This window comes from Ruegeria atlantica, assembly GCF_013032005.1.
Taxonomy (GTDB): Bacteria; Pseudomonadota; Alphaproteobacteria; order Rhodobacterales; family Rhodobacteraceae; genus Ruegeria; species Ruegeria atlantica_A.
In genome coordinates, this window is the sequence record NZ_WQBE01000017.1 from 30,917 (window position 1) to 56,345 (window position 25,429).

21 protein-coding genes are annotated in these 25,429 nt (G+C 56.1%); 7 read left to right on the plus strand and 14 right to left on the minus strand.

The window, feature by feature from the left end; genetic code table 11:
• The first annotated feature begins 15 nt into the window (after positions 1 to 15).
• Together GOX21_RS20500 and GOX21_RS20505 are read left to right on the plus strand one after the other, a co-directional pair.
• Positions 16 to 390, plus strand: coding sequence for a DUF4345 domain-containing protein (locus GOX21_RS20500; RefSeq protein ID WP_170379775.1), 375 nt, complete (start codon positions 16 to 18; stop codon positions 388 to 390).
• Between the two features lie 16 nt (positions 391 to 406).
• On the plus strand, positions 407 to 1,264 hold the full coding sequence (locus tag GOX21_RS20505; protein ID WP_170379777.1) for a DUF302 domain-containing protein: 858 nt from the start codon (positions 407 to 409) through the stop codon (positions 1,262 to 1,264).
• Between the two features lie 162 nt (positions 1,265 to 1,426).
• Here the strand turns inward: GOX21_RS20505 and GOX21_RS20510 are convergent, their stop codons facing one another.
• The gene (locus GOX21_RS20510) at positions 1,427 to 2,293 is read right to left on the minus strand and encodes a LysR family transcriptional regulator (RefSeq protein WP_170379779.1); all 867 of its coding nucleotides are present in this window, start codon (positions 2,291 to 2,293) and stop codon (positions 1,427 to 1,429) included.
• Positions 2,294 to 2,388: 95 nt separating this feature from the next.
• On the opposite strand from GOX21_RS20510, the gene glyA reads away from it, so the two are divergent.
• On the plus strand, positions 2,389 to 3,696 hold the full coding sequence (glyA, locus tag GOX21_RS20515; RefSeq protein WP_170379781.1) for a serine hydroxymethyltransferase: 1,308 nt from the start codon (positions 2,389 to 2,391) through the stop codon (positions 3,694 to 3,696).
• 339 nt (positions 3,697 to 4,035) lie between these two features.
• Here the strand turns inward: glyA and pcaF are convergent, their stop codons facing one another.
• Positions 4,036 to 5,238, minus strand: coding sequence for a 3-oxoadipyl-CoA thiolase (gene pcaF / locus GOX21_RS20520; protein ID WP_170379784.1), 1,203 nt, complete (start codon positions 5,236 to 5,238; stop codon positions 4,036 to 4,038).
• Positions 5,239 to 5,616: 378 nt separating this feature from the next.
• The gene (locus tag GOX21_RS20525; RefSeq protein ID WP_170379786.1) at positions 5,617 to 6,405 is read right to left on the minus strand and encodes a phage head spike fiber domain-containing protein; all 789 of its coding nucleotides are present in this window, start codon (positions 6,403 to 6,405) and stop codon (positions 5,617 to 5,619) included.
• A 1,233-nt stretch (positions 6,406 to 7,638) separates the two neighbouring features.
• On the opposite strand from GOX21_RS20525, the gene GOX21_RS20530 reads away from it, so the two are divergent.
• Both GOX21_RS20530 and GOX21_RS20535 read left to right on the plus strand, forming a co-directional pair.
• Positions 7,639 to 9,723, plus strand: coding sequence for a GumC family protein (locus tag GOX21_RS20530; protein ID WP_254428644.1), 2,085 nt, complete (start codon positions 7,639 to 7,641; stop codon positions 9,721 to 9,723).
• A gap of 188 nt (positions 9,724 to 9,911) precedes the next feature.
• A complete protein-coding gene (locus tag GOX21_RS20535) occupies positions 9,912 to 10,673 on the plus strand; it encodes a glycosyltransferase family 2 protein (protein WP_170379790.1) in 762 nt (253 codons plus the stop codon).
• Between the two features lie 200 nt (positions 10,674 to 10,873).
• Here the strand turns inward: GOX21_RS20535 and GOX21_RS20540 are convergent, their stop codons facing one another.
• The 6 genes from GOX21_RS20540 to GOX21_RS20565 form a co-directional block, all read right to left on the minus strand.
• Entirely contained in the window at positions 10,874 to 12,700 is a 1,827-nt protein-coding gene (locus GOX21_RS20540) for a BCCT family transporter (protein WP_170379792.1), read from the minus strand.
• Between the two features lie 120 nt (positions 12,701 to 12,820).
• Positions 12,821 to 13,828 (minus strand): Ldh family oxidoreductase, encoded by a 1,008-nt coding sequence (locus tag GOX21_RS20545; RefSeq protein ID WP_170379794.1) that lies wholly within the window; start codon positions 13,826 to 13,828, stop codon positions 12,821 to 12,823.
• 52 nt (positions 13,829 to 13,880) lie between these two features.
• A complete protein-coding gene (locus tag GOX21_RS20550) occupies positions 13,881 to 14,531 on the minus strand; it encodes a DUF3726 domain-containing protein (protein WP_170379796.1) in 651 nt (216 codons plus the stop codon).
• Positions 14,528 to 16,219, minus strand: a complete 1,692-nt coding sequence (locus GOX21_RS20555; RefSeq protein WP_170362748.1) for a hypothetical protein — start codon at positions 16,217 to 16,219, stop codon at positions 14,528 to 14,530. The genes GOX21_RS20550 and GOX21_RS20555 overlap by 4 nt, the downstream gene beginning before the upstream one ends.
• Before the next feature lie 14 nt (positions 16,220 to 16,233).
• Positions 16,234 to 17,211: a membrane dipeptidase gene (locus GOX21_RS20560; protein WP_170379798.1), complete on the minus strand. Its 978-nt coding sequence runs from the start codon at positions 17,209 to 17,211 to the stop codon at positions 16,234 to 16,236.
• The gene (locus tag GOX21_RS20565) at positions 17,211 to 18,662 is read right to left on the minus strand and encodes an aldehyde dehydrogenase family protein (protein ID WP_170379800.1); all 1,452 of its coding nucleotides are present in this window, start codon (positions 18,660 to 18,662) and stop codon (positions 17,211 to 17,213) included. The genes GOX21_RS20560 and GOX21_RS20565 overlap by 1 nt, the downstream gene beginning before the upstream one ends.
• Before the next feature lie 107 nt (positions 18,663 to 18,769).
• On the opposite strand from GOX21_RS20565, the gene GOX21_RS20570 reads away from it, so the two are divergent.
• Complete coding sequence (locus tag GOX21_RS20570) at positions 18,770 to 19,672, plus strand: LysR family transcriptional regulator (protein WP_170379802.1); 903 nt, start codon at positions 18,770 to 18,772, stop codon at positions 19,670 to 19,672.
• Positions 19,673 to 19,727: 55 nt separating this feature from the next.
• Positions 19,728 to 19,865, plus strand: a complete 138-nt coding sequence (locus tag GOX21_RS20575; protein ID WP_170379804.1) for a hypothetical protein — start codon at positions 19,728 to 19,730, stop codon at positions 19,863 to 19,865.
• A 91-nt stretch (positions 19,866 to 19,956) separates the two neighbouring features.
• Here GOX21_RS20575 and GOX21_RS20580 read toward each other — a convergent pair whose 3' ends face one another.
• From GOX21_RS20580 to GOX21_RS20600, 5 genes are all read right to left on the minus strand, one after another.
• Positions 19,957 to 20,949 carry an MBL fold metallo-hydrolase gene (locus GOX21_RS20580; protein ID WP_170379806.1) on the minus strand — a complete coding sequence of 331 codons (993 nt, stop codon included), beginning with the start codon at positions 20,947 to 20,949 and terminating at the stop codon, positions 19,957 to 19,959.
• 121 nt (positions 20,950 to 21,070) lie between these two features.
• Entirely contained in the window at positions 21,071 to 22,024 is a 954-nt protein-coding gene (locus GOX21_RS20585; protein ID WP_254428645.1) for a LuxR C-terminal-related transcriptional regulator, read from the minus strand.
• 136 nt (positions 22,025 to 22,160) lie between these two features.
• Positions 22,161 to 23,654 (minus strand): mannitol dehydrogenase family protein, encoded by a 1,494-nt coding sequence (locus GOX21_RS20590; RefSeq protein ID WP_170379809.1) that lies wholly within the window; start codon positions 23,652 to 23,654, stop codon positions 22,161 to 22,163.
• Positions 23,654 to 24,427: an L-iditol 2-dehydrogenase gene (locus tag GOX21_RS20595; RefSeq protein WP_170379812.1), complete on the minus strand. Its 774-nt coding sequence runs from the start codon at positions 24,425 to 24,427 to the stop codon at positions 23,654 to 23,656. Before GOX21_RS20595 ends, GOX21_RS20590 begins: the two co-directional genes overlap by 1 nt.
• Positions 24,424 to 25,428 (minus strand): ABC transporter ATP-binding protein, encoded by a 1,005-nt coding sequence (locus tag GOX21_RS20600; protein WP_170379813.1) that lies wholly within the window; start codon positions 25,426 to 25,428, stop codon positions 24,424 to 24,426. Before GOX21_RS20600 ends, GOX21_RS20595 begins: the two co-directional genes overlap by 4 nt.
• Position 25,429: the final 1 nt, after the last annotated feature.

Consider the following 25,429-nt stretch of genomic DNA (forward strand, 5'->3'; position numbering starts at 1 on the left):
GAGAAGGATTCCTCCATGAGTGTTAGATTAGTCCTTCTGCTTGCTGCCGTTGGCCTCGTGCCAATCGCGTTATCATACGGTCTGATACCCGGCAGTTCGATTCCAGCTTTGCTGGGATTTCCGGTGGAAGGGACCAACCAAACCCACGTGTTCCGCGCGATTATGGGTCTTTACCTGGCAAACGCGTTGTTTTGGTTGGCGGCCGCTTTGAAACCAGAATTACAACGCCCCGCGCTGTGGGTTCTTTTTTTGTTTATGTCGGGACTGGCCGTTGGACGCATACTAAGCATTCTTATCGATGGAGTTCCAAACGGGTTACTTCTATTTTATCTTGCGGCCGAGATAGCTTTTGCAGCTCTGGCGGCGGTTTCCCTGAGAAAAGTACAATGAAACAGGAAGTGTTAAAGTGCTGAGGTTTTTCTTTGTTCTCTCGATGATTACAACTGCGTCGGTTTCGACATCCGGTCTGGCACAATCGTCATCTGTCCAGACTGCGGTGGACAAAAATTTTTTAGAGCTTGAGACTGCCGTTGACGAGGCGGGGCCTACTCCAATTGCATCGATAGACCACTCGCGTCTGGCTAAAGCCGAAGGCGTAGATATGCCCGCGTCTCGTGTGCTCATTTTCTCTGATCCTGAGATAAACACACCCATTCTGAAAGAGACCGTGCGAACAGGTTTGGACCTTCCTTTTCGCGTTCTTTCCTACGATCAGGATGATCGCCCGCAGATTACCTACACGGACTCCCAGTTTCTCAAAATCCGGCATGGGCTCGCGGACGCGTCTTCGGTGCGTGTATTTCAGAGCAAGATGCTCGAAGTTCTTAACGACTTGGATGCAACACCAGCGCCGACCAACGGGTTGTTTGCCGACTATGGCGTCATCGAACTGCGATCTCAGCTCAGCGTACCAGAGGCAGTCGAACGTCTCAGGACAGCTGTGATGGGACAGGACGATACTGTCTGGTTTGGGGAAATCGATTTTGCGACCGAAGCATCCCAACTAGGGGTGGAACTGCCGGATGCAGTTCTCTTACTGTTCGGCGGACCAGCACCCGGTGGCGTAGCTATGGCGGGCTTTCCGGCAATTGGTTTGGATGCCTTTTGCCAAAAACTTTTGGTTTACGCGAATGAAGAAGGCGGCTCCGTAGTTATTTTCAATGACATCGCTGCCCTCGCGGAGTTGCACTACGGTTTTTCAGCCGAACCTCATCACGGATTGAACAAACGACTTAACGCAACATTTCGCACGGCAATTGAGTAGCCGCTGTTTGGAAAACGCAATAGAAACCCGTTACCGATTGGCCATCTGTTCGTCGTCCGCTTTGGGCTCTTCTTCCTCTTGGGACACATCGCAGAGAAAGGCCGGTGCGAGCCCAAACCTACGATATGCTGCACCACGCTCGAATGGGGGCCTTGGGAACTTCTAGTAGAGCAGCGAAACGACTTGATCAGTTTCGGGTCTTCGCCTCGAATCTTCGGGCAGTCGAGCGCACAAATGACGCCCCGTATGGCAGGTACGCTCGCTGGTACGTTTCAGCGAACCGTTCGCGAGCGCTTCTTCGATCAGGCACAGATGCCCGATCAAGACGCCGGCACCGGCTTTGGCCTCTTCCACGGCAAGGCTGTAGAGGGAAAACTTCGGACCGTGTATCGGATCGCTTGTGGGCGTGGATGTCGCCTTTGACCAAACGGCCCAGTCGTCTGCCCATGTCTGGTCGTGCAGAAGCGTCGTTGTCTCGAAGTCTACGACCCGTTCAAGAAGCGCGGGCGCGCACACCGGTACAATCTCATCGGCACAAATTGGGACCTGATCGGGGGATCCATCGGGCACATCGAAGAAAATCGCCAAATCGAACAGTTCTCTCGACAGGCTCGGCGGGGTTTCCATGGCGGTGACCGAGAAGTTGATCATGGGCAATTGCGCTCTGACCTTGCTCAGTCTTTTCGGCAACCAAAGCTGAGCGACGGAAGGAAGGGCTGCGATGTGAAAATCCACGTCCGGACCAAGATTGCGCAAGGCGCGCGTTGCATCCGCCAACGCGTCAAAGGCAGATGTGAACCTTGAGACCAGCGATGCTCCGGCCTTCGTCAACTCCACCCCTTGGGCGTTACGGCGAAAGAGTGACATGCCTGCCCAATCTTCCAACGTCTTGATATGCTGAGAGATCGCGCCGGGAGTGACGCAAAGCTCATCCGCAGCCGCAACAAAACTCACATGTCGCGCAGCAGCTTCAAATGCCCGCATGGCGTTCAGCGGTGGGCCCTTCGGGCGTTTGGGGGCGACGCTCATTTCTTAGCCTTAGTTTTTCTATGCCCAGAAATAGCAAATCTGCTTTGCGCTGTCACGCTCAAGGCGCCAGATTGGTGCAAACAGGAGGATGGCGTATGACACTTGCACAACGAAACTGGGTTCCCATAACGAGTGAAACTCTGGTTCAGGACATTGCCAACAAGGCTGCGTCCACGTCCTCGGCCGATCTTCTGGCCCGGGTTCAGACACTCGCTGAGCGGAACCGTGTGATCCACGAGGAAGAATGCTTCAACCTCAATCCGGCGACCAATGTTATGAACCCCAAGGCAGAGGCGCTCTTGTCGTCAGGTATCGGATCGCGTCCGTCCTTGGGCTATCCCGGTGACAAGTATGAAATGGGATTGGAGGCGATCGAAGAAATCGAGGTTATCACCGCCCAGCTTTGCGCAGAGGTGTTCGATGCCAGTTTCGCAGAGGTCCGCGTGCCCTCTGGCGCGATTGCCAACCTGTATGGCTTCATGGCGACCTGCAAACCGGGTGACACGATTATCGCTCCGCCCGCGTCGATTGGCGGGCATGTGACGCACCATATCGCGGGCTGTGCGGGGCTTTATGGCCTGCGCACGGTCGAGGCTCCCGTAAACACGGATGGCTACACGGTCGATCTAGATCAGCTTCGCGCATTGGCCCTGGCCGACCGACCCAAGCTGATCACCATCGGCGGCAGTCTGAACCTGTTTGAGCACCCTGTGGCCGACATTCGTACCATCGCGGACGAAGTCGGCGCTAAGGTCATGTTCGACGCTGCCCACCAATGCGGGATCATAGCCGGGAGGGCGTGGTCGAACCCGCTGAAGGAAGGCGCGCATTTCATGACGATGAGCACCTACAAAAGCCTTGGGGGACCGGCCGGGGGACTGATCGTCACCAACGATGCCGAGATCGCAAAGGCGCTGGATGCCATCGCGTTCCCCGGGATGACTGCCAACTTCGATGCTGCGAAGACGGCCGCTCTTGCGGTGACCATGCTGGATTGGAGGGACTTTGGGAAAGCCTATGCCAGGGGGATGATCGCAATGTCGCAAGCATTGGCGACCGCATTGGACACAGAGGGCGTTCCGGTCTTTGCTGGGGCCGAAGGCTTTACGAACTCCCACCAGTTCGCCGTATTGGCCGAACCCTTTGGAGGCGGTCAGGCGGCGTCGAAAAAGCTGCGCCCGAATGGGTTTCTAGCTTGCGGCATCGGACTGCCATTGGCCGTGGTTGACGGCGATATGAACGGATTGCGCATTGGCACGCCAGAACTGGTCCGTTGGGGCATTACGACGGCCGATGCAGGTCAGCTTGCCGCGCTAATTAAACGCGGTCTCAACGGCGAAAATGTTGGAGAAGAGGTGGCGTCTTGGAGGCGAAACTTTGACACTCTCTGCTTTGTTCACTGAGACAGAAAGCGGACATTTGTGCATTCTTGGCGAACGTCAAGAAAGTTCGCGTCTCGTTGGTCCGATCGGCTTGCGGCGAATGCTTTTGGTTACATTCCTTCCGGAATTGTCACTGTTCCTCCCGAAGATGCTTATGGGCATCCAATAGTGACACAATAATCTGGAAGCTGGTTGCGCCGGAGTCGAAAGGCTCCGGCGCTATTCTATTTTGAAACATCTATTTAGTGTTGGATCGCCCCGAGGTTGAGGCAAAGGAGTTACGCACCGGACACCTGCATTGAAATCTCTATCGGCCAGTTTTTTCTGCGTCCTCAGCTCTACCGAGCTTTCGTAAATCGATCAGACGGCTTCCAGCGCGATGGCGATACCCTGACCAACACCAACGCACATGGTGGCCAGCGCGCGTTTGTGGCCACCCAACGACAGCTCCAGTGCCGCCGTTCCAGCGATCCGGGCCCCGGTCATGCCCAGCGGGTGCCCCAGAGCAATGGCCCCGCCATTTGGATTCACATGCGCGCTATCCTCGGCCAGACCTAGGCCGCGCAGAACTGCGATACCTTGCGCGGCAAAAGCCTCATTCAGTTCAACCACGTCGAAGTCTTCGGGTTTCAGGCCCAAACGGGCGCACAGCTTTTGCGTGGCCGGGATCGGACCGATACCCATAATCCGAGGTGCCACACCCGCCGACGCCCCGCTAACAATGCGGGCCATCGGGGTCAGTCCGTATGTCCTGGCGGCATCAGCCGAGGCGATGATCAGCGCGGCAGCCCCGTCATTGACGCCCGAGGCATTGCCAGCCGTGACTGTTCCACCATTACGGAAAGGCGCGGGCAGGTTGGTCAATTTTTCCAGCGTCGTGCTGCGGGGATGCTCATCGGTTGCAAACAGAACTGGATCGCCTTTTCGCTGCGGCAGTTCGACCGGAGTAATTTCCTGTGCCAGCCGACCCGACGCGATAGCTTTGGCCGCGCGCTCTTGACTGCGAAGCGCGAATGCGTCCTGCGCGTCACGCGTCACATTGAATTCCTCAGCGACGTTCTCAGCAGTTTCCGGCATGGAGTCGACACCGTACTGTGACTTGATCACCAGGTTGATAAAGCGCCAGCCAATGGTGGTGTCATAAACAGCATTCGCTCGTGAAAAGGCGCTTTCGGCCTTGGGCATAACAAAGGGTGCGCGCGACATGCTCTCAACCCCGCCAGCGACCACCAGGTCGGCATCACCACAGCGGATCGCCCGCGCGGCGTTGATCACAGCATCCATACCAGACCCACACAGGCGGTTAATGGTCGTACCGGGGACAGCCACTGGCATGCCCGCAAGCAGCAATGACATACGCGCCACGTTGCGATTGTCTTCACCGGCCTGGTTGGCGCAACCGAATATCACGTCATCGACAGCATCCCAGTCAACGCGTGGATTGCGCGCCATCAAGGCACATATAGGAATCGCGCCCAAATCGTCAGGGCGTACCGGGGCCAGAGTACCACCAAAACGGCCGATCGGCGTTCGAATATAATCGCAGATATAGGCTTCGGTCATTGAGTTCACTTTCCTGCATGAGCCGTGGCGACATGAGAAACGGGTCGTTCGAAACGTAGGCTCGAGAGTATTTAAAAACAGTTTGAAAAAAATGGGAAATCCGAAATTTAACTTGTCCAGAATTTCTGGGCTGGTCATTCGATTACATAGCCCGTTGGCGCGGCCGTCTGACATTCGGCTGCACTTGTCTTGTTTCGGCCGACAAACAAGAGCGCTGACCGATCCCAGACCTGGCCAATCAGCGGACAGCAATTCGCCCAACCATGGCCCGAGCTTAAACCCGCGCATTGGTTTCGGTTTGGCGGAATACCTCCTGCGGTCAACCGCAAGAGGCGTTTTCTAAGCAAATCCACTCATCGAAGAGTACCAGTTTGCGCTTTAACTCCTGACCGCCGCCCTCAGCTCAAGAAATTTCCGCAATTGCTCGGTTTCCGGTCCTGACAATGCGCGTCCAATTGCGCCATAGGCATAAAGAGACGCACCACCCGGCACCACCCTGTTACCCGCCCCGATAAGCTGGCCGCCACGGATCGTGACCCCGTTCTCATCTGCCCAAAATTCAGTGACGTCCGATCCCAGGTCAGGGAACTCAACGACAAGTTCGTCGTCAATTTGATCATTCGAAAGATACCAGAAAGCGCGCTGTCCAGATTCAGTGACGTCATACTGATTGATACGGTTCTGGTACGGTGTCGGTGCGGATCCGATTTCAAGCTGAGCCTGTGCAAGCAGAATGCCCTTCACACCATCCCCCAGAACATCGACCCCCATTTCCTCTCGGGGTCGAAGATAGAGGTTTTTATTGCCCGTGCCGCTGTAGTCCAATTGTGTGGATACCCGGAAAAGACTGCTGCCAAGGCTTTCAACATAAGCTGAACCGGACAGGATTGTGCCCGTCGTCAAATCGACTTCGAAGGCCCCGCGCGACGCAGCAAACCCGTCGCCACCGGTAAAGTGCAGGATTGGATATTCCGCCGCCGAGGCAACAACAGAGAATGTAACAGTCTGTGCGGCTTGGATAGCCGAAGGCAGGGCAACAAATGTCAGACCACTCTGGCCGACCCTCGCCGCCAGTTTCACCATCTCTATTTCTGGCGTTCCCAGTGCAGTCGCAGTAAGAGATCCAGCACCATCGTTCCACCCTGCAAAACTCGCAGAGTTGTCCATCAAGTTCCTGATCCCACTCATCGGGTGCCGGGCAAGAAAAGGGCGCCGATCGTCATTAAATTTCTGCGCGGCGTGGTATCCGGGAATGCTACGGGCCGCTATATCAGCAATGGTTATATCCGTCGGTCCCGATCGCCGCTTGATGCTAAGATATTCTACCTTAGATTGTATAATAACACTGTGCCGACCTATTGTGGTAGGCAAAGGCGGGTTGCCCGTCACACCGCTGATAGACAGGCCACCAAAGCCATATGCGGTCACTGTATATTCTAGTCGGTACCATTCTCCGACCGTTAAAATATCAGTCTGCACGACGTTTGAATACGACCCATCGGGTGAGTGGATGCGCACTTGTCCGTTTGAAATGGTTGCATCACCGTTCGTATTCCAATGAGCCACACCATCGTTTAACCCCCCGTCCGTGACAGCGTCAGGGCCAGGTCTAAGATCGTTCGATTTATCCAGCATCAACCCCACCGGTTGACCCGGACCCAGTATGGGCATCGTCCCTGCCCAGTTCTGAAAAAGTGAGCGCATATCGGCGGGGTCGAGCCAAAGCGACGGGTTCAAGTTTTTAATACCGCCAGGACCATTGCGCGTCGCCAATGATGTGATGGAAAGGCCAAGATTAATCATTAATAACAACCTCTTTCATTTCATCTTTTGTTTGACGCCTGGGTTGTTTGACAAAGGCTGGTTCAGCCATGCTGGCAATTACTGCGCGGGACATTCTGTTGATCTCCAACTTATTGGATTGGTGCGATTTCATTGGATGAGATGCCAATTTACCCTCAGATTTCCCTAGCTGCGTGTTCAGAAACCCGGGCTTTGCGGGTACTCATTCTCACTTGATGCATGACGTTAGCATTCAGCCATGGGTTGAGATTTGATCGTTCTTCACCCGGAATAATTTTCTAAGATTGTTGATTTTGAATTAGGCGACCGTACGGGTTGATCGGAAATCATGCGCCCAAAGTCAGAAAAGGGGGAAGCGGCTGAAAGCCTGGTTTGAACCGACCCAAACAGCAGGCATGAAATGCAGGGGCAAGGTGGTTTTCACCGCGGCGTTTTGAACCGGCAGTTTGGCATACGGGCGGGCCTTTATTTATGCCCTGGAACCTTGTAGAGAGCGGCTTCAAACGCGTTTCGCGTGTATCCAGCATTTGGGATAAATTATTTGATATGAAGCAATCTCCAATACACGAAGCACAGTTCAATTCGAGCCGGCCACCAATGGGTGACGCGCCAGAAGATGACGTGGTCGATTTAGGAGTTTTGATAGGCACATTATGGCGTGGAAAGTGGATCATTGCCCTGGCCACCGCCATAGCCATTTTGATCGGAGGGTATTACGCCTTTGTCATCGCCGTGCCACTATACAGGTCGACTGCGGTGGTCATGCTGGAAACCGATCAAGCCAGCGTGGTTGACCTTCAAAGCGTAGTGGGCGGTCTGGCCGGAGACACCGCTGAAGTCAATTCCGAATTGGAAGTGCTGCAGTCCCGCGGCCTGATGGGCAAGGTCGTGGACAAGCTGGACCTCATTTCTGATCCCGAGTTCAATTCTGATCTTCTGCCAGACTCGCCCTTCGATGGAGTCAAACAGTTCGTCAAATCAGTGCTTGGCGCCGGAAGCGACCCCGAGCAGGTGGCCGACGAATTGACCCAGCAGAAAACCCGGGACAGCGTGATTACTGCCCTGCTCAAGAAGCTCTCGGTCAAAATCGTGCCGCAAAGCTTGGTGTTCGAAATTACGGTCGAGACGGAATCGGCACGCAAGTCAGCTCTTATAGCCGACACGATCGTCGAACTATACGTACTGAACCAGATCGAGGTAAAGTTTGAGGCCACCGAACAGGCGACGGCGTGGCTGACCGACCGTGTGGCCGAGCTGCAAGTCGAATTGGAAATGGCTGAGGCAAAAGTCAGCGACTTCAATGGGACGACTGCGCTGATCTCACCCGAAGCTCTACAGTTGCAGGAAGTGCAATTGAAAGATCTTCGTGAACGTCGTGTATCTGCCGAGGCAACCCGTGTCACGGCACAGTCTCGGTATGACGCACTGTCTTCCGCAGACAACCGCGCGGCTCAGGCTGAAGCCAGCCAGGACCCGCAGTTGCAACGCCTTTTCACGCAAATCGAGGATTCCGGTACGGGGGAGACAGTCTTTGACACCGCTTTTCAACGTCTTCTCGCGCGCACAGCGCTTGAGGTGCGGCGGTCGACGCAGCAGGTTCAGGCCTTGACACAATCGGCAAAAGACCTTGGGCAAAAGATCGCGCAGCAGAATGCGGACCTGATTACGCTGCAGCAATTGGTGCGTGAGGCCGAAGCGGTTCGGCTGCTTTATGAGTATTTTCTGGCACGGCTGAAAGAGACATCGGCGCAGGAAGGGATTCAAAAGGCGGACAGTCGGCAGTTGTCACGCGCCGTTATTCCCAGCATCCCGACTTCGCCCCGAAAATCCCGAATGCTAATGCTCTCGGCCATACTGGGCCTCATGCTGGGCGGCGGGTTCGTCTTGTTGGCTGAAGCGCGACGCAAAGGCTATCGCTCTGCGCAGGATTTGGAACGCAAGACCGGCTACAGCGTTTTGGGTCAGATCCCGATCTTTCCTGCACGCGGGCGCCGCAAGGTTCTGGAATATCTGGCCGACAAGCCGTCCTCTGCCACGGCCGAGGCGGTGCGCAACCTGAGAACTTCGCTGATGCTGTCCAACGTGGACCGCCCACCACAAGTTGTGGTTATGACCTCATCGCTGCCAGGCGAGGGGAAGACGACAAACTCGCTGGCGTTGGCCCAGAACTTTGTCGGTATCGGTAAGAAGGTCTTGCTGGTCGAAGGCGATATCCGACGCCTGACCATGACAGCGCAGCTCAAGGGCGCACCCCAAAAAGGGATCGTGTCGGTTCTGTCCGGGGACGCCACGCCACAGGAGGCCATCTTTCAAGACCCGTTGCTGAACTGCGATATTCTGGCTGGTGAAGAGACCTCGGCAAATGCGGCGGACCTATTTGCATCAGAACGGTTCAAGGTTTTTCTGGACGACATGCGCAAGCTCTATGACGTCATACTGATCGACACACCGCCAACATTGCTGGTATCCGACGCACGCCTGATTGCACGCAATGCGGATGCGGTGCTGTTGACCATCAAATGGAATGACACATCCGCGCAAGACATCACCGAGGCAATGCGCCTGTTCCACACCGATAATCAGCACTTAACCGGTCTTATTCTGGGTCAGATCAATGTCCAAAGCGCCAAGCATTACGGATATTCCTACGGCAGATATGCGTCCAAATATTACAGCGATTAAGGCTGTCAAAACGTCTTGGTTTTACGTGCGATTGACGTTTCAGTCGGTGCTTGCAGGACGGATAATTGCGGGGATGCAAAACGGTAACCAGCCTCGCTTTCTGGTCGAACCTCAGCAAGGCTAAGTACGCTGCGGTTACGACGTTGTGAATGATTGATATTCACGTTTGTTATTCTTTGGAATTATGCATGAAATTTTCTATCCTTACAGCAGTTTGGAACCGTGCGGCCACCCTTCCAGATGCCTTGCAAAGCCTGGATACACAAACCTACGACAACTACGAACATGTGGTTCAGGACGGAGGCTCTAGTGATGGCACGCTAGAGCTGCTCAATGCCCGAAACGATCCGCGTATGCGGCTGGTCAGTGAAACAGATCGGGGCCTTTACGACGCACTGAACCGCGCCACGGACCGAGCAACCGGTGATGTAGTCGGGTTGCTGCATTCTGATGACTTTTTTGCACATGCAGAGGTTTTGACTCGTGTTGCACACGTCTTTGAGGAAACCGGCGCAGACGCGGTCTATGGTGATCTGGAATATGTGTCCGCGCGGGATACCGACAAGGTGGTGCGCCATTGGGTTTCTGGACCCTATGGCCCGCACAAGCTGAAACGCGGATGGATGCCACCACATCCGAGCTTATTTATCAAACGCGATGTCATCACGCGGTGGGGTGGTTATGATGACAGCTTCCAGATCTCAGCAGATTATGACAGCATACTGCGTTATTTCGGCCAGGGCCGCATTTCAGCAGCCTATCTTCCGGAAGTTTTGGCCAAGATGCGCCTTGGCGGGGCCAGCAACGGCAGCGTCCGTCGAATTCTCAGGAAATCGACGGAAGATTATAAGGCAATCCGGCGCAATCAGGTTGGCGGTGCGCCCACTCTGATCATGAAAAACGCGCGGAAGGTGCCGCAACTATTTATGAATAAGCTGAGATCAAACTAGGCTTGCACAGCTCATGCTTCGGGGCGGGCAAAGTGATTTGGTTGACCACGTCTAGGTCCACGCGGGCGACCTACGCAGCCCTGTCGATACTGAACCCACCGCAAATTTACGATAGTTTCCAGACCCATAATAAGAGCTGGACAGACGCAAAAAAACGCCGCCCGAGGGGGCGGCGTTGCTGATTGGTTTATTGGCTTAGGTTATTCAGCTGCCTGTGTTCCGGCGTCTTCGTGCCTGTCCCGCTGCCCGTCGCGATAAAGCGCCTTGGCCAGAGAAACACACATCAAACCCATCACCATAGTGAACGGCAGCGCGCCGATGATCATCGCATTGCGCAATGCGTCCATCGGGTTGTTCTCACCCGCTGCCAAGATCAGCGCACCGATTACGGCGGTCAGGATCACACCCCAGATGATGCGATGTTTGACGCCGGTCTCTTGGCTGCCGCCCGACATGATTGTGTTCATCACCAAAATCCCGGAGTCCGCAGAGGTAACCAGGAAGGTCATGATTAGGATCACGCACATGACGTTCAGCATTGACAACAACCCACCGTCGATCATGTAGGACAAAGTCACGAACAGCTTGTTGGTGTTCGACGCCCCAATGATCGCGCCCTCGGCCGCGCCTGCCAGTTCCAGATCGATCGCGGTGCCGCCCAGGACTGTCATCCAGGCAAAGCACACCAATGCCGGTGCGAACACGCAACCCAGGATGAACTCACGCACGGTACGACCCTTTGAGATGCGTGCCAGGAACAAGCCAACGAACGGCGAGAACGCGATCCACCAAGCCCAATAGAACGTGGTCCAGCCCGACTGCCAACCAAACTGACGGCCCTGTTCACCGGCGGCATAAGCTGCGGCCAGAGTTGCTTCGTCCAGTTCAGCTGCTGCACCTTCCAGACCGCTCTTGAAGCCATCAAAGCTGCCCCAGGCGTTGGTAGCACCCCCCATCAGGTCTGCCGCATGGGCCTGTGCTTCTGCGGGCAGTGCTGCAGCAAAAGCTTCTGCCGACAGCGGCCCATAGGCGCCAAAGCTCAGCGAGATGAAGTGGAAGATATAGTCGACCATCGCCGAACCATAGGTGGTCATTGCAAAGACAAACGAGCCGAACACCACAAAAGTTCCCAGCAGGATAATCGACAACACAAGGTTCAGGTTTGATAGATACTTAACCCCGCGGCCGACACCCGAAACCGCCGAAATGATCGAAAGTGCCATGATAACGACCAGACCCGCGATCAAGCCCACCTTGGATGGTGCCGGAACGTCTCCGCTCAGGTCCATTACCCATTGCATACCGGTGATCGCATAGACCCCGTCGATAAACTGGCTGACACCAAAACCAATGGTGACCGAAACACCCAGGATGGTCGCAACCACGCCCAAAACGTCAACCACATGACCAAGAAAACCGTTCATCAGCTTGCCGAACAGCGGCGTCAGCGCCGCGCGGATCGTCAGTGGCATGTTACGCGTATAGGCGTAGTAGGCCAAAGACAGGCCCGTCACCACATAGATCGCCCAGGCGTGAAAACCATAGTGCAGGAACGTATAGCGATAGGCCGATTGGATCGCCTCGGGTTCATTGCCCGGAACATCCCCGGCAACCACAACGGGGTTTGAGCCCCACAACCCCAACGGCTCGGCCGTTGCAAACACCATCAGGCCCACGCCAAGACCGGCCCCGAACATCATCGAGAACCACGAAAAGTTCGAAAACTCGGGCTTTTCTCCGGGTGTGCCCATGACACGCTTACCGGTGCCCGGAAGGATGGCCACCACCGCCAGAAACAAAAAGAAAAAGCCCACGATGATGACGTAAAAGCCGTTGAAGCTCTCCAGCAATTTGCCGTTCCAGCTGCCCAGGGTGCCGTTGGCATTGGCCGGAAAGACCAAAGCCCAAAGCACCAGAGCAACCATGATCGCCTTGCTTATCAGCGCAATCGGGACGCTGTAGTTCTCATAAAAACCATCATCCGCGGTCTTTATTTCTAAGTCCGTAAACGGTTCCTTTATCGACATCTCTGTTCTCCCTTGTCGGTAAATGGCCTTTTTATTTTTTGAAGTGCGCCATTCCCGCCAAATCTATAGGGGGTGCGCATATCAGTTTGTTATTCTCCGTCCGTTTATTGCCCTTTCGCGTCACAAAAGCGCACGGATCTTTTCAAGAAGGGCAGCGTTCACTGCGACACCTTCCTTTGCAGCCCCTTCTCTGTATGTCTTGCGACCATCGCCTGGCAGGCGGGCACCGTCTTGCGAGCGGACCGACTCGATAAGAGCGGCCAGCTTGGCCTGAAACAGCCCGCCCGAAGTCGCCTGCGGGTCAATGGCAATAAAGAATTGACCGGTTTTCGGCGGGCCACCAGCCGTACCCGAGAATGGGCTGGCCACGGAACCCAACGTCGCACCCGCCATCGCGGCAGCCATCAGTTCGACGGTCAGGGCAATGCCGACACCCTTGTAACCGCCCGATGGCACCATCGAACCTTTCAGGCCAGCCTCGGGGTCGGTGGTGGGTTGGCCATTGGCGTCCAGCACCCAGCCTTCGGGCACAGATTTGCCTTCGCGGGCGTGCTTCATCACCTCGCTCTTGGCAATTGTGCTGGCGGATTGATCGATTAGCAGCGCGGCATTGCCATCGGCATCGGGGGCGGAAATCGAAAATGGATTGGTGCCGACAACGGGTTTCGCGCCACCCGACGGGGCAATCGAGGCAGGGGCATTGGTAAATCCGATCCCAAGCAGCCCGGCCTGCGCCAACCGCTGTGTATGCACGCCCAGAACACCGCAATTATACGAGTTGTTGACAGCCAGAACTGCAACGCCTTGTTCACGCGCTAGCGGGATCAGTTTCTCGAACCCCAAATCAATAGCACTATGGGCAAAGCCAGTGGCGGCATCCACTGTGACAACGGCAGGGCGAGGCTGTGTGACCACCGGTTTTGCAGTGCCGTCCACCTTGCCACATTCGACATGCTGAGCGTAGATCGGAATATAAGCCAACCCGTGTGACGCCACCCCATCCGCTTCGGTCATTGCAGTGGCGACCGCCAAAGGACGCGCGTTTTCCTCGGATGTTCCGGCTTTGACAAGCGCGCGAAAGGCCAGGTCTTCAATCTCGGACAGTGACAGGGTTTCAGTGGCGATCATCATATATTCCCGTTCGTAAGAGTTGTAAGCGCCCCGGTGCAGGAGCCGCATTTCAGTCGTTGTCGCTCAATCCCGCACCGGCGCCGCGCAAGCGGCTTTCCTCGGTTGCGGGGGCGAATGTGCGATGGGCAAAGGCGCTGAGCCTGTTCCAGTTTTCCTCTGACACATCGGCGCGCAGCACCGGTTCACGACGCCCGGTCATTTCGGCGGGCGCGGAAAAGACCAGCTTGTTTGCGTGGCGCGCCTCAAGCGCATCGGGCGTGGCTTGTACGCAAACCTGTCGTCCGTCGGTGGCCAAGCGGGCCCCCGGCCATTCGGCAGAAACCGGCACGCCCAGACGCAACGCGGCACCGCCCATGAATGGCACTGCCAACAGGGGTAGGGTGACGTTCTCCATTGTGATCGATCCCCGATTCATCAACCGCACGGCACAATCGCTCAGCGATGCCCCGGCGATCAGCGGACTCATACGCCGTGTGGGAGCATGCCATACTTCGGCGCTAAGAGAGACGGGCGACACGTCAATCGACGGAATGCGGTCGTTCATTTCCAGCAGATCGGCCAACATCCCAGCCCCCGAGAACCCGAAAGCCGACAGCCAGCGCGTGCCTTTGGCCGCCTCTTCGGCCAGCCCCCATGACAGGCCGGCACCGCGCGCGGCGCGTTTGCTCATGGCTTCGATTTCATTCAACGAATTGCTCATGCCACGGCCTCTTCAAGTTCGGGGAATACCCAGAAATCGGCGTTTTCAGAAGTCAATTCGTAGGGCAGGGGAGCATTCCCATACATGCAGATCCGAACCCAGCGGTCCGAGCGAGGATCAAACTTGGTCGCGCCAAAGAAGGATAGCTTGCAGCGCAACATGTCGATCGGAAGTACTCGGTCCGAGATCGTATTGTCCCGAATTTCGGCATAGGGTGCGCGACCTACGATCTGGACCCGACGCAGGACGTGGCGGTGTTCAGGGTGGCGCAAAAGAAAATCCGCAACCTGTGCCTCGTCCGACCAATGAGCCAGAGCCTGATACAATAGTGCGGCATCCCGCCCGGGGGCCAGAGGCTGTTCATATTCCTCAATAGGTTCTTCAAAGCGTTCACCTAGGCGCGGTTCCAGCTTTTCCTCGGAAACATACCAAGCGCGAGCCTTGCTGGCCGGAGTGGTCCAATCTGTCTCGATCGCCCAGCCATAAATGTCCTTCAGCAGCGTCCGCAAATCGCCGATCTTCATCGCACCCGCTATCCGGAAGGTCGCGGTGTTATCTGCCGCCATACTTTCGGCAAACCCGTCTACTAGGTCCCCGTAAGGTTCCAGAATAAGCGAGGCAATCCATTCCTGCCCTTCCAGGGTCAGGTTCGTCTCGGCCCATGTGTAAAGCGTATCCCAGGGATAATCCGCATCAAGATTGGCACTGGCCAGATAGTCGGTAACCTTGGCGACATCCCCACGAAGGGCCGCCAGTTTCTCAATCTGGATCGGGTGTTCCGAATGCCAGGTTTCGACGATCTGCGTGTTGCGCGTCAGCATTTCCCGGAGCAGGGTGATTTCAGCCTCGGTCGCCTTTTTAACCGCACGGACGGCCTGAATAGCCCGTTCGCGTGCTGCCATCCAATTGTTGAACAGCACCGGGTGGTTCAACAGAAACGGCGCCATGCCCAGACCTGTCGAGTTGCCGATGCCAATCGAGCGGGCAATCCCTGGGTCCAGCCGCGCCGCGCGGGTTCCGTCTTTTGCCGCGCGGAGGTCTGCCATGTATTGCACTAGATCGGTCACAAACCAGCGCGTCAGATAGACCGACAACATCTCAACCTGGAAAGGCGCACGAAATTCGGGGCGGTCGGCGATCATCTCACGATCCGCAGCACCCAGTTTGCCCGAGCCGTAAACGGCTGTCGTGCGCATCAGGTAACCGACGTCTTCGATTTTCGCGACGGACGGCTGGCGTCCGCCAGCCAGTTCGCTGACGACATGCTCCCACAGGCGCACCGACCGGTTCGCGCGTGAGACCGATAGTTCTGTGCCAGTCACGCGCCCGGCTTCCTGAACCGGGATATTATGCGACAGGCGTTCGATGTCATCCGCAGTCGGCACACCATCGAACAATGTAAATGTGGCGTCCCAGGCTTCGGCAATCACCCGATCAGACCGTTTTTCAGGCGGCAGGTCATGGGCATAGGCGATCAACGAATATGACGCATCAGGCCCGTGCGCTGTATAAACAGCATGGCCGACGCCGTTTTCATCAATCTCGAAAGCAGTCTGCTCGAACCGCCAGTTCTCTCGGGCCAGACGCCGTGTCAAAACACGCATGAAGGATAGGCGCGACTGGTGCATCGATCCAAGGCGCGCAAGGCGCATCACCAGCTTTGGGTCGCGTTGGGAAACGTCAGTCATTCGGCCATGCCTCCTCAGTTTTCCGGCGGCCCGAAGTTGTCATTAAAGAAGCGATACCAGTTGCCTCCCATTATTCCGGCGATTTCGTCGGCGTTCAGGCCGGTCTGGCCCAAGCCATTCCTGATATTTCCAAAGTCACGATTGTCCCGGAACCAATCTGGCATGGGAGGGAAACCGGGGGCTGAGGCAGAGCCCTCACCATAGTCGATCTCTTTGGTCCAGCGACCGACACGCATCCATTCCACGATGCTGTCGGGTTGATCCTGGCACAGGTCGGTGCCGATCCCCAAATGCTGAGCGCCGTATTTGTCCGCAGTCCGCGCGATCATTTCGCAGAAACTCTCAAGCGTGCAGTCGGATTTGTCCTTGAGGTGATGAGGGTAGACCGAAAAGCCCAGCATCCCACCGTTTTCTGTTACGGCCCGAATAACCATGTCCCGCTTGTTGCGAAGGGCAGGCGACCACTCATGCGGATTGGCATGGGTGATGGCGATGGGACGTTCGGAAATCTCAGCCGCCTCGATGGTTGAACGATCTGCTGAATGGCTCATGTCCACCACAAGACCAACGCGGTTCATCTCTTTTATGACCTGCTTGCCCATACGGGTGATGCCGGTGTCTTCGGCCTCGTAACAGCCCGTCGCCAGCAATGACTGGTTATTATAGGTCAGCTGCATGAACCGCGCGCCCAGATCGTGCAGGATTTCGACCAGACCGATATCGTCTTCGATGGGCGAGGGGTTCTGGAAGCCAAAGAACACCGCCGTCCGCCCCGTTTCTCGGGCCACGTCAATGTCGCCGGCCCAGCGGCCTTTCATGATGAGGTCGGGGTATTTCTCGAACCAACGGTTCCATTTCTCAAAATTCAGAACCGTTTCGCGGAAGTTTTCGTGATAGGCGATGGTGACGTGGATCGCGTCCACGCCCCCTTCGCGCAATTGACGGAATATTTTCTCCGACCAGTTGGCGTATTGCAAGCAATCGATCAGCATCAATCCGGCTTTCCGGCGCTGATATAGGCGGTCTTGACCGTTGTGTAGAACTCAGCCGCGGCTTTGCCTTGTTCGCGCGGCCCGTACGAACTGTCGCCGCGGCCACCGAACGGCACATGATAATCAGTGCCTGCGGTGGGCAGGTTCACCGTGACAACGCCGGTGCGCGCGTTGCGGCGGAAATGCGTGGCCCGAGCCAGCGATTTGGTCACGACGCCCGAGGTCAGGCCGAAATTAGTGTCATTGACGACGCTCAGCGCTTCATCATAGCTGCCAACCTTGATGACGCTGGTCAGTGGCGCGAACATTTCTTCGCGGTTGATGCGCATATCGTTGCGCGTGTTCAGGAACACGCCGGGCGACATGTAAAAGCCGTCATGCGGCATATCCAAACGCTGCCCGCCACAAGCCAGTTCCGCGCCTTCGGATTTGCCCAGATCGACATAGGCCAAATTTTCAGCCAACTGCTGCTGGCTGACGACCGGACCCATCTGAACCCCTTCCTCCAGCGCGTGGCCGACTTTCATCGCCTGCGCACCCGCAACCAGCTTTTCTACAAACGCGTCGTGAATGCCTGCGTGAACCACGAGGCGAGAGGAGGCCGTGCATTTTTGCCCTGTGCCACCGAACGCCCCGCCCAGGGCCAGCGTTACCGCCAGATCCAGATCGGCGTCGTCCATAACGGCCAGAGCGTTTTTCGACCCCATTTCCATCTGAACTTTGGTTAGGTTCTGGATGGCCGCCGTCGCGATACCCTTGCCGACCGGAACCGAGCCGGTGAAAGAAATCGCGTTGACCTTAGGGCTTTCGACAAGACGCTGACCGATTGATCGGCCCGATCCCATCACAAGACTGAACAGACCCTTAGGGATATCCTGCCGATTGATGATCTCGGTCAGGGCCACCGCCGAGGCGGGCGTAATGTTGGCAGGTTTCCACACAACGGCGTTGCCATAACACAACGCCGGAGCGATTTTCCACGAAGCGGTTGCCGTGGGGAAGTTCCACGGGCTGATGATGGCGACAACGCCTACGGCCTCGCGGCGCACATCAACCTCGATGTCGGGACGTACTGAATCAGCGTTCTCACCAATCTGGCGCAGACATTCGGCAGCGTAATAGGTAAAGAACTGACCGGCGCGATAGACTTCGCCCTTGCCTTCGGCCAGAGGCTTGCCCTCTTCCCGGCTGAGCAGGGTGCCCAGCTCTTCGGCACGGGACATCAATTCGTTGCCGATGGCGTTCAGAACTGCCTGTTTGCGCTCAAGCCCATAAGCCGCCCATTCGGCTTGTGCGACACGCGCCTGATCCAGCGTTGTCTCTAGCTGATCGGCGCTGGCCTGAGCAAACATACCAACCAAGTCGCTCAGATCAGATGGGTTGCGGTTTTCGATTTCGCTTTCACCTGCCAGCCACTCACCAGCGATCAGGTTCTTTTGGATGTCAGCCATAGCTGTGTCGCCTCATTCAGAAAGTATCGATCAGGTATGGACCTCTTTGGGGTAATCAATCAAACTAAAATTATTGAACATTACTTCAGATAAGTTGAAATGATCGGATGACACTCAAAATCGAATTGCTTCGTGGCTTTGTCGCCGTCGCGCGTTGCGGCAACCTGACGGACGCGGCTTTGGTCCTGAAACGAACACCTTCTGCGGTGTCGATGATGATGAAACAGCTGGAAACCCATCTTGGGGAACCGCTGTTCGAAACGGACCGGAAAAACAAGCTCACTGCACTAGGAGAATTTGTTCTCGAACAATCAGAGCAGGAAGTTCAGCATTTCGACAATACTGTACGGGCCATCGAAAATTTCGCTGACGCCAGTTTGGGACATGTTCGAATTGCCACAGTACCATCAGTGGCTGGCACAATCATTCCGCAGGTTTTTGCCCGTAAAATAGACACATATGACAAAGTCCGGATCGACCTGCGCGATATGGATTCAAAATCGGTTTTGCATGAATTGTCACGCGGTCGAATTGATATCGGTATCGCAACACTGGGCGTCAACGGGTCCAGTCTGCACAGCCAGCTTTTGCTGACCGACCGGTTCGGCGTTCTGGTTGCCCCAGATCATCCGTTGGCCACTGGCACCGGCCCCGTCAACTGGAAAGCGCTGGAAAATGAACGTCTGATCGCCAATAGCTTATCCGACGGCATTCCGGGTCTAGAATCCGAAAAGATACACGCCAGATCGCGTTTATCGGCCCATAACCTGACCTCCATTCTGGGGATGGTCAGGGCTGGTATTGGCGTGACCATCCTGCCTGAAATGGCCGCAATCTCTTCAGGGCCGAGCGACCTTGTGTTCCGTCCACTGGCCGATGAGACCTTAAAGCGCCACATTCATCTGTTGCGCAAAGCGGGATCGGCGCTGTCACCCGCCGCGCGCAAATTGGAGAAGGACATCATTGAAACGGTCGAAGCTCTGACAACAGAGCATCTTTGTTTTCGATAAGAAAACGCCCCTGGTCAACGAAATTGGGTTTTCACCGCGCAACGTGTCGTCCCGGTTGCTCAGAAAAGCGACCCGTGCCGAGGCCGAGGAATTGGCGGTGATGCCGGAATTGGCGGATGGTTGGAAAAGGGCGTTCAAGCGGATGGCGGCGGGTGAATACGACGAAGATGTTCAGCAGCGGCTAAACGGCTGAAGGTGCATTCGCCCTGAGGCTACGTCAGCTTTACGTGAGTTTGTGGCAGGGCGGCCCGCGCGAAGGTAACCGCCCTACCGGCATGCCTAGGTCAGGCTGTGTGTGCGTTGTGCCCAAAATACAGGAACTCGCGATCCATTCCGGCCACATCACCCGATTCGAGAGACAGGCTGGCCGAATCCAGCATCTTGTAGCTTTTCTGCGATTTCACCCATTCATCCGCATTCTGAAGCGTGGTCAGCGTATAGCTTGTGGTCTCGCTCAGGTAATGCGTTGGAATGACGATCTTGGGCTTCAGCTTTTCGACGATGTCGTTGCCTTGTTTATAGTCCAGAATGTGCTGCGACCCGTCGACGGGCAATGTCAGAACATCAACCTGGCCAATCGCATCCCAGAATTCCTGTGGCGGATCGTGCCGGTTGTCGCCCCAGATCAGTGTGCGGATGCCGCCGGTTTCAATCAGATAAACCACCATGTCCATGTGGCTGACATTGTCCGGCGGGCAGGCTTGCACTCCAAACTCGCCCAGTGCGTTGGTCCAGTCGTACCAGCCCGGCGCGCGGCACACGTGTTTGTCCGCAAAACCGGTGATCTTGATGTCGGCGAATTCAAAGTTCCCGACCATCCGGTCCAGAACCATGGTCGAAACCGGACGGTGAATGGCGTCATGGTCGAAATGCGTATGCGTGGACATGCAGATATCGACCGGCGTTTCCGGGAATTCATTCTTGAACCACAGACCCCACGCACCCGAAGGGTCATCGCGCCAGGGGTCGAACAGAACGGTGGCACCACCGGGTGATGTGATCTTGATGGCGCAGTGACCGTAATAGTCGATCCCGACGGTCCCATCCACGGATTGTCCCGTGGTTTTCTGCAATTCGATCACGCCGTTATTGTTGCCGGGTTGTGTCCAGTCGGTGGATTGCGCCTTGGCAGATGTCGTGGTCAGCAGCGAGGCCGCCCCACCAACACCGGCAGCACCCGCCGCCATAAAAAAGGATCGCCGCGACAGGCCCGGCGTCAACTCATCCTTGTCACCACGCAATACCGTTGGCTTAAGGTCCAGGTCATCTCTTTCCATTTTTGGTGTTCCCTGTTGTCTCTCGTTCCGGTCTTTGCCGGAACAGAAACAGGGTACCAAGCCGGTTTATTAAACAGTGCATCGAAAATCTACGGGGGAAACATGGGGGGATTCCCCATGTTCACTGGATCGACAACAGCAGGCTGCGCAGGTTCTTACCGCTGCGTTTCAATCCAAGCTTTGCGCGTATGTTGTTGCGGTGAAACTCGATCGTGCTGGGTTCGCGTGACAGCGTTCTCGCAATATCTTTGGTCGTCTGTCCCCGCATGATCAACTGTGCGATTTCCTGTTCGGTTGGTGTCAGGGATTCAAAGATCGTGGTCAGTTGCCCACTCATCTCAGAGGTGATGGATTTCAAGCTTTCTTCAGCAAGGTCCAGATAAATCCGACCGGCAGGGTCGCTGTCCATTCGGCCACGCAGCTTTGCCAGATGCGGAACCACCAACCCCTTTATCTGACTTAGAATCTTGGCATCATATTCCTGCCGCGAAGTTTCGACACTGCTCAGCAATACCCGCAACGCGGCATTTGCCTCTTCCAGATCTGCGGTCCGGTTGGCCACGCGCTGTTCCAGTTGATCCAGCGTGGCTTGCAATTCGGCCTCAAGCGCGGTGCGGCGGTCAATCTCAACCAGCAACGAAAGATCGGATTCTATGACCCTCGCGAATTCCTGCAGGCCCTCGCGGAACAGCATTGCGCGTTGGTTACGGCGCGAATCCAAAACGCAAATTGTTCCAAAAATCGTACCGTCGGGCCATTTGAGCGGATAGCCGATATAGAAACTCATCCCGTGTTCTAGGTCGTCATTGTCACACCATTCCGGGTCTTGGGTTGCATTTTCGACCGTCAGTTCACCATCGCGTTTCAGAACGCCATAGCAATAAAGTTTCTCACTCAGGGTAAAACCGCATCCTACCTCATAGGGGTTGTTGTTACTTCTGCTTGTGACAAAAACAGAATGATGAGGCGCATGTGTCCGCATCACGAGACTTGCAGGGACATCGGCAACCCGGGCAATCAGATCGACGATCCGCTGCCATTTGGCGATGGTTTCCTGCGAAATTGTGGGTTTCAAGCCAACCTCCGAGCGCAACATAGGTTACCCAATGAAACCTATTTGCAGACATTGCCAGTATTTTTGCCCGAATTTGCACGATATTCAAAATCTATCGCGAGTATTTGACTTCGAAAGCCGAACGCCAGCCACCGGATTACCCGAGGTATTGCGCAATTGCCGCCCGGCTTCCCCGTTGCCATATGGTCCTGAGCCATTGGGAAAACGCTGTTGCAAAACGTTCTTCCCGGCCGATATCTCCGTAGAATTTGCTTTGTGCGATCCAGATCAAGGGGTCCGCTTTCGCGGCTAGAGCAGCGTCATGCAATTCGGTCCAAAAGGGGTCATTATCCGCGATTTCGCTTCCGTCTTCGCGAAGGCCCGCGCACATCCGGCACCAGAACGCCTCGGCCAGGGCGAGCCCGTTCACTGGCGATCCTGACGCCAGTGCGTCACGCAGCGACGGCAGCAAAAATCCGGGATGGCGGGACGAGCCGTCAAAGGCAACCCGGCGTGTCGTGTCGTGAATGGCAGTATTCGCAAAACGTCTCGCGACCAGTTCAAGATAGTCAGCAGGTGGTGTTCCAGGCACCGGCGCGACATGAGGTAATATACCCTCAGCCTGAACCTTTTTGAAAAAGGCTGTGATATCGTCGTCCTGCATACAGTCGGCAATCGTCGGGACATTCAGTATTTCCCCAACATTCGCAAGCAGTTGATGGCCGCCATTCAGAACACGCAGCTTCATGGCCTCGTACGTATGTACATTGCGGGTCAGTGTCACACCAACCTTTTCAAGCGCGGGACGATCAGCGCAGAAATCATCCTCGATCACCCATTGGCGAAAATTCTCATGCGAAACCGGGGCGCGGTCTTCGATACCCAGGGCGCGGCATTGCGAGATCACCTGATGTGTTGTGGCCGGCACGATGCAATCCACCATCGAATTCGGAAATGCCCCGTTCTGTTCGATCCAGTCGGCCAGATCAGGGTCAGACAACCGCGCCAATCCGACGATACAGTTACGCAGGATCGTTCCGTTGCCTTGCAGATTATCGCAGCTGAGCGCGGTAAAAGGTTTCAAGCCATGCGCTCGACGCTGCCCAAGCGCCGCAACGATGGCGCCGAAAGCTGTACAAGGTTGGTCAGGGTTTTGCGCATCGTGGCGGATATCTTGGTGGGTAGTGTCGAGCGCCCCGGTATTGGCGTCCAGGAAATACCCCCCTTCGGTGATGGTCAGGGACACGATGCGGATCGCTGGATCGGACATTTGTTGGATCAACGGCGCGTTCCCGGGTTCGATCGGCAGATAGTCAATCATCGGGGCAATGATTTCAGCGGACATGCCGGATGGGTCAAGTTCGATCAGCGTTGTCAGACAATCCTGGCTGACCAGCTTTTCCCGCATCCCGGCATCATAGGCCCGAACCCCTGCGCCGATAATCGCCCAGTCCTTTGCCAGGCCCTGCTGCATCAAACGGTGGATGTACCAGGCCTGATGTGCGCGGTGGAAATTGCCAAGACCGATATGCACGATACCCGGTCGCAATTCAGCGTGGCGATACGATGGCCTTCTGACTGCTGCGGGCAAGTCCGTAAGGGCATTACGACCCAGCGGTACCGGAGGTTTTGCGTTCGCCAGAGGATCCATCAGCTCATCCAGTTTCCGCCATCGACATTATAGGTTTGCGCGACGATGTATTTGGCCTCGTCCGAAGCCAGAAAAACGGCCATTCCGGTCAAATCTTCGGCGCGGCCCATACGGCCATAGGGAACAGCCGCCGCCACTTCGCGCTTTTTCTGCCCAGGGGCTTTGCCTTCGTGTTTGGCAAAGAACGCATCAACACCGTCCCAGTGTTCGCCGTCAACAACGCCCGGTGCGATGGCGTTCACGTTAATCCCGTGTTGGATCAGGTTCAGCCCTGCCGATTGCGTCAGCGAGATAATCGCCGCTTTGCTGGCGCAATAGACCGAAACCAGAGGTTCACCACGCCGTCCGGCCTGAGAGGCCATGTTTATGATGCGGCCTTTGACCCCGTGCGCGATCATGTGTCGTGCAACCGCCTGCATGGTGAACAGGGTTCCGGCGACGTTGATGTCAAAAACGCGGTTGAAATCGGCGCGCTCGATCTCGGTTATCGGGGCGGCAGTGAATATCGCGGCGTTGTTGATCAGAATGTCAATGGGTCCGAAATGCGCGAGTGTTTGCGCGACTGCTTGGTCGATGCTGGACTGGTTGGTTACGTCCATCTCGATGGCTAGCGCAGGATCACCGATTTCGGCTGCGGCCTTTCGCGCACGGGGGATGTCGACATCGGCAATCGCAACACGCGCGCCCTCGGCAACATAGGCTTTGGCAAAGGCTAGGCCGATACCACGCGCGGCCCCCGTAATTAGAGTTGTTTTGCCGGCCAAACGCGTCATTCGATGCGCAATCCCTGTGCGTCAAACCGATGAATGACATCTGCACGTGGGGCCAGATGGACACGATCTCCATGACGGAATCCGACCTCTCCATCCGCGCGAACGGTGATGGTTTCGGCCAACCCGGTTTCGTGGATATGAAAGAAGGTATCCGACCCCAGATGTTCGGATACGCCAACGACACCAGACCATGGCCCGTCGCTTTCGGATACCGTGATATGTTCAGGGCGCACTCCAATGGTGTGGGCCCCGTGTTTCGCGGCCTCTTCACCCTCGATAAAATTCATTTTGGGCGAGCCGATGAAGCCTGCAACAAACAAATTGCGCGGGGTGCGGTACAGCTCTAGTGGGCTGCCGGCCTGTTCGATGACACCGGCCTGAAGCACCACGATCTTATCGGCCATGGTCATCGCCTCGACCTGATCGTGTGTCACGTAGATCATTGTTGTGGCCAGACGCTCGTGCAACTCGCTGATCTCAAGCCGCATGCCCACCCGCAACGCCGCATCGAGATTGGACAGCGGTTCGTCGAACAAAAACGCCGCAGGTTCACGCACAATGGCGCGGCCAATGGCAACGCGCTGACGCTGCCCACCCGACAACTGACCAGGTCGACGATCCAGATAGTCTGCAAGGTTCAGTACACCTGCAGCGCCTTCGACGCGCTTGTCGATTTCCGCCTGATCCAGTTTGGCCATGCGCAGCGGGAATGCGATATTCTTGCGCACCGTCATATGCGGGTACAGAGCGTAAGACTGGAACACCATCGCCAGGCCACGTTTGGCGGGGGGCACGTCAGTGGCATCTGCCCCGTCAATATCGATAGAGCCCGAGGTGATATCCTCCAACCCCGCGATCAAGCGCAGCAAGGTGGACTTGCCACACCCCGAAGGGCCGACAAAGACCGTGAACTCGCCGTCCTCGATGGTCAGATCCAGAGGCGGAATGACCTGCACGTCGCCGAAGCTTTTGGTCACGGATTTAAGTTGAATACGTCCCATA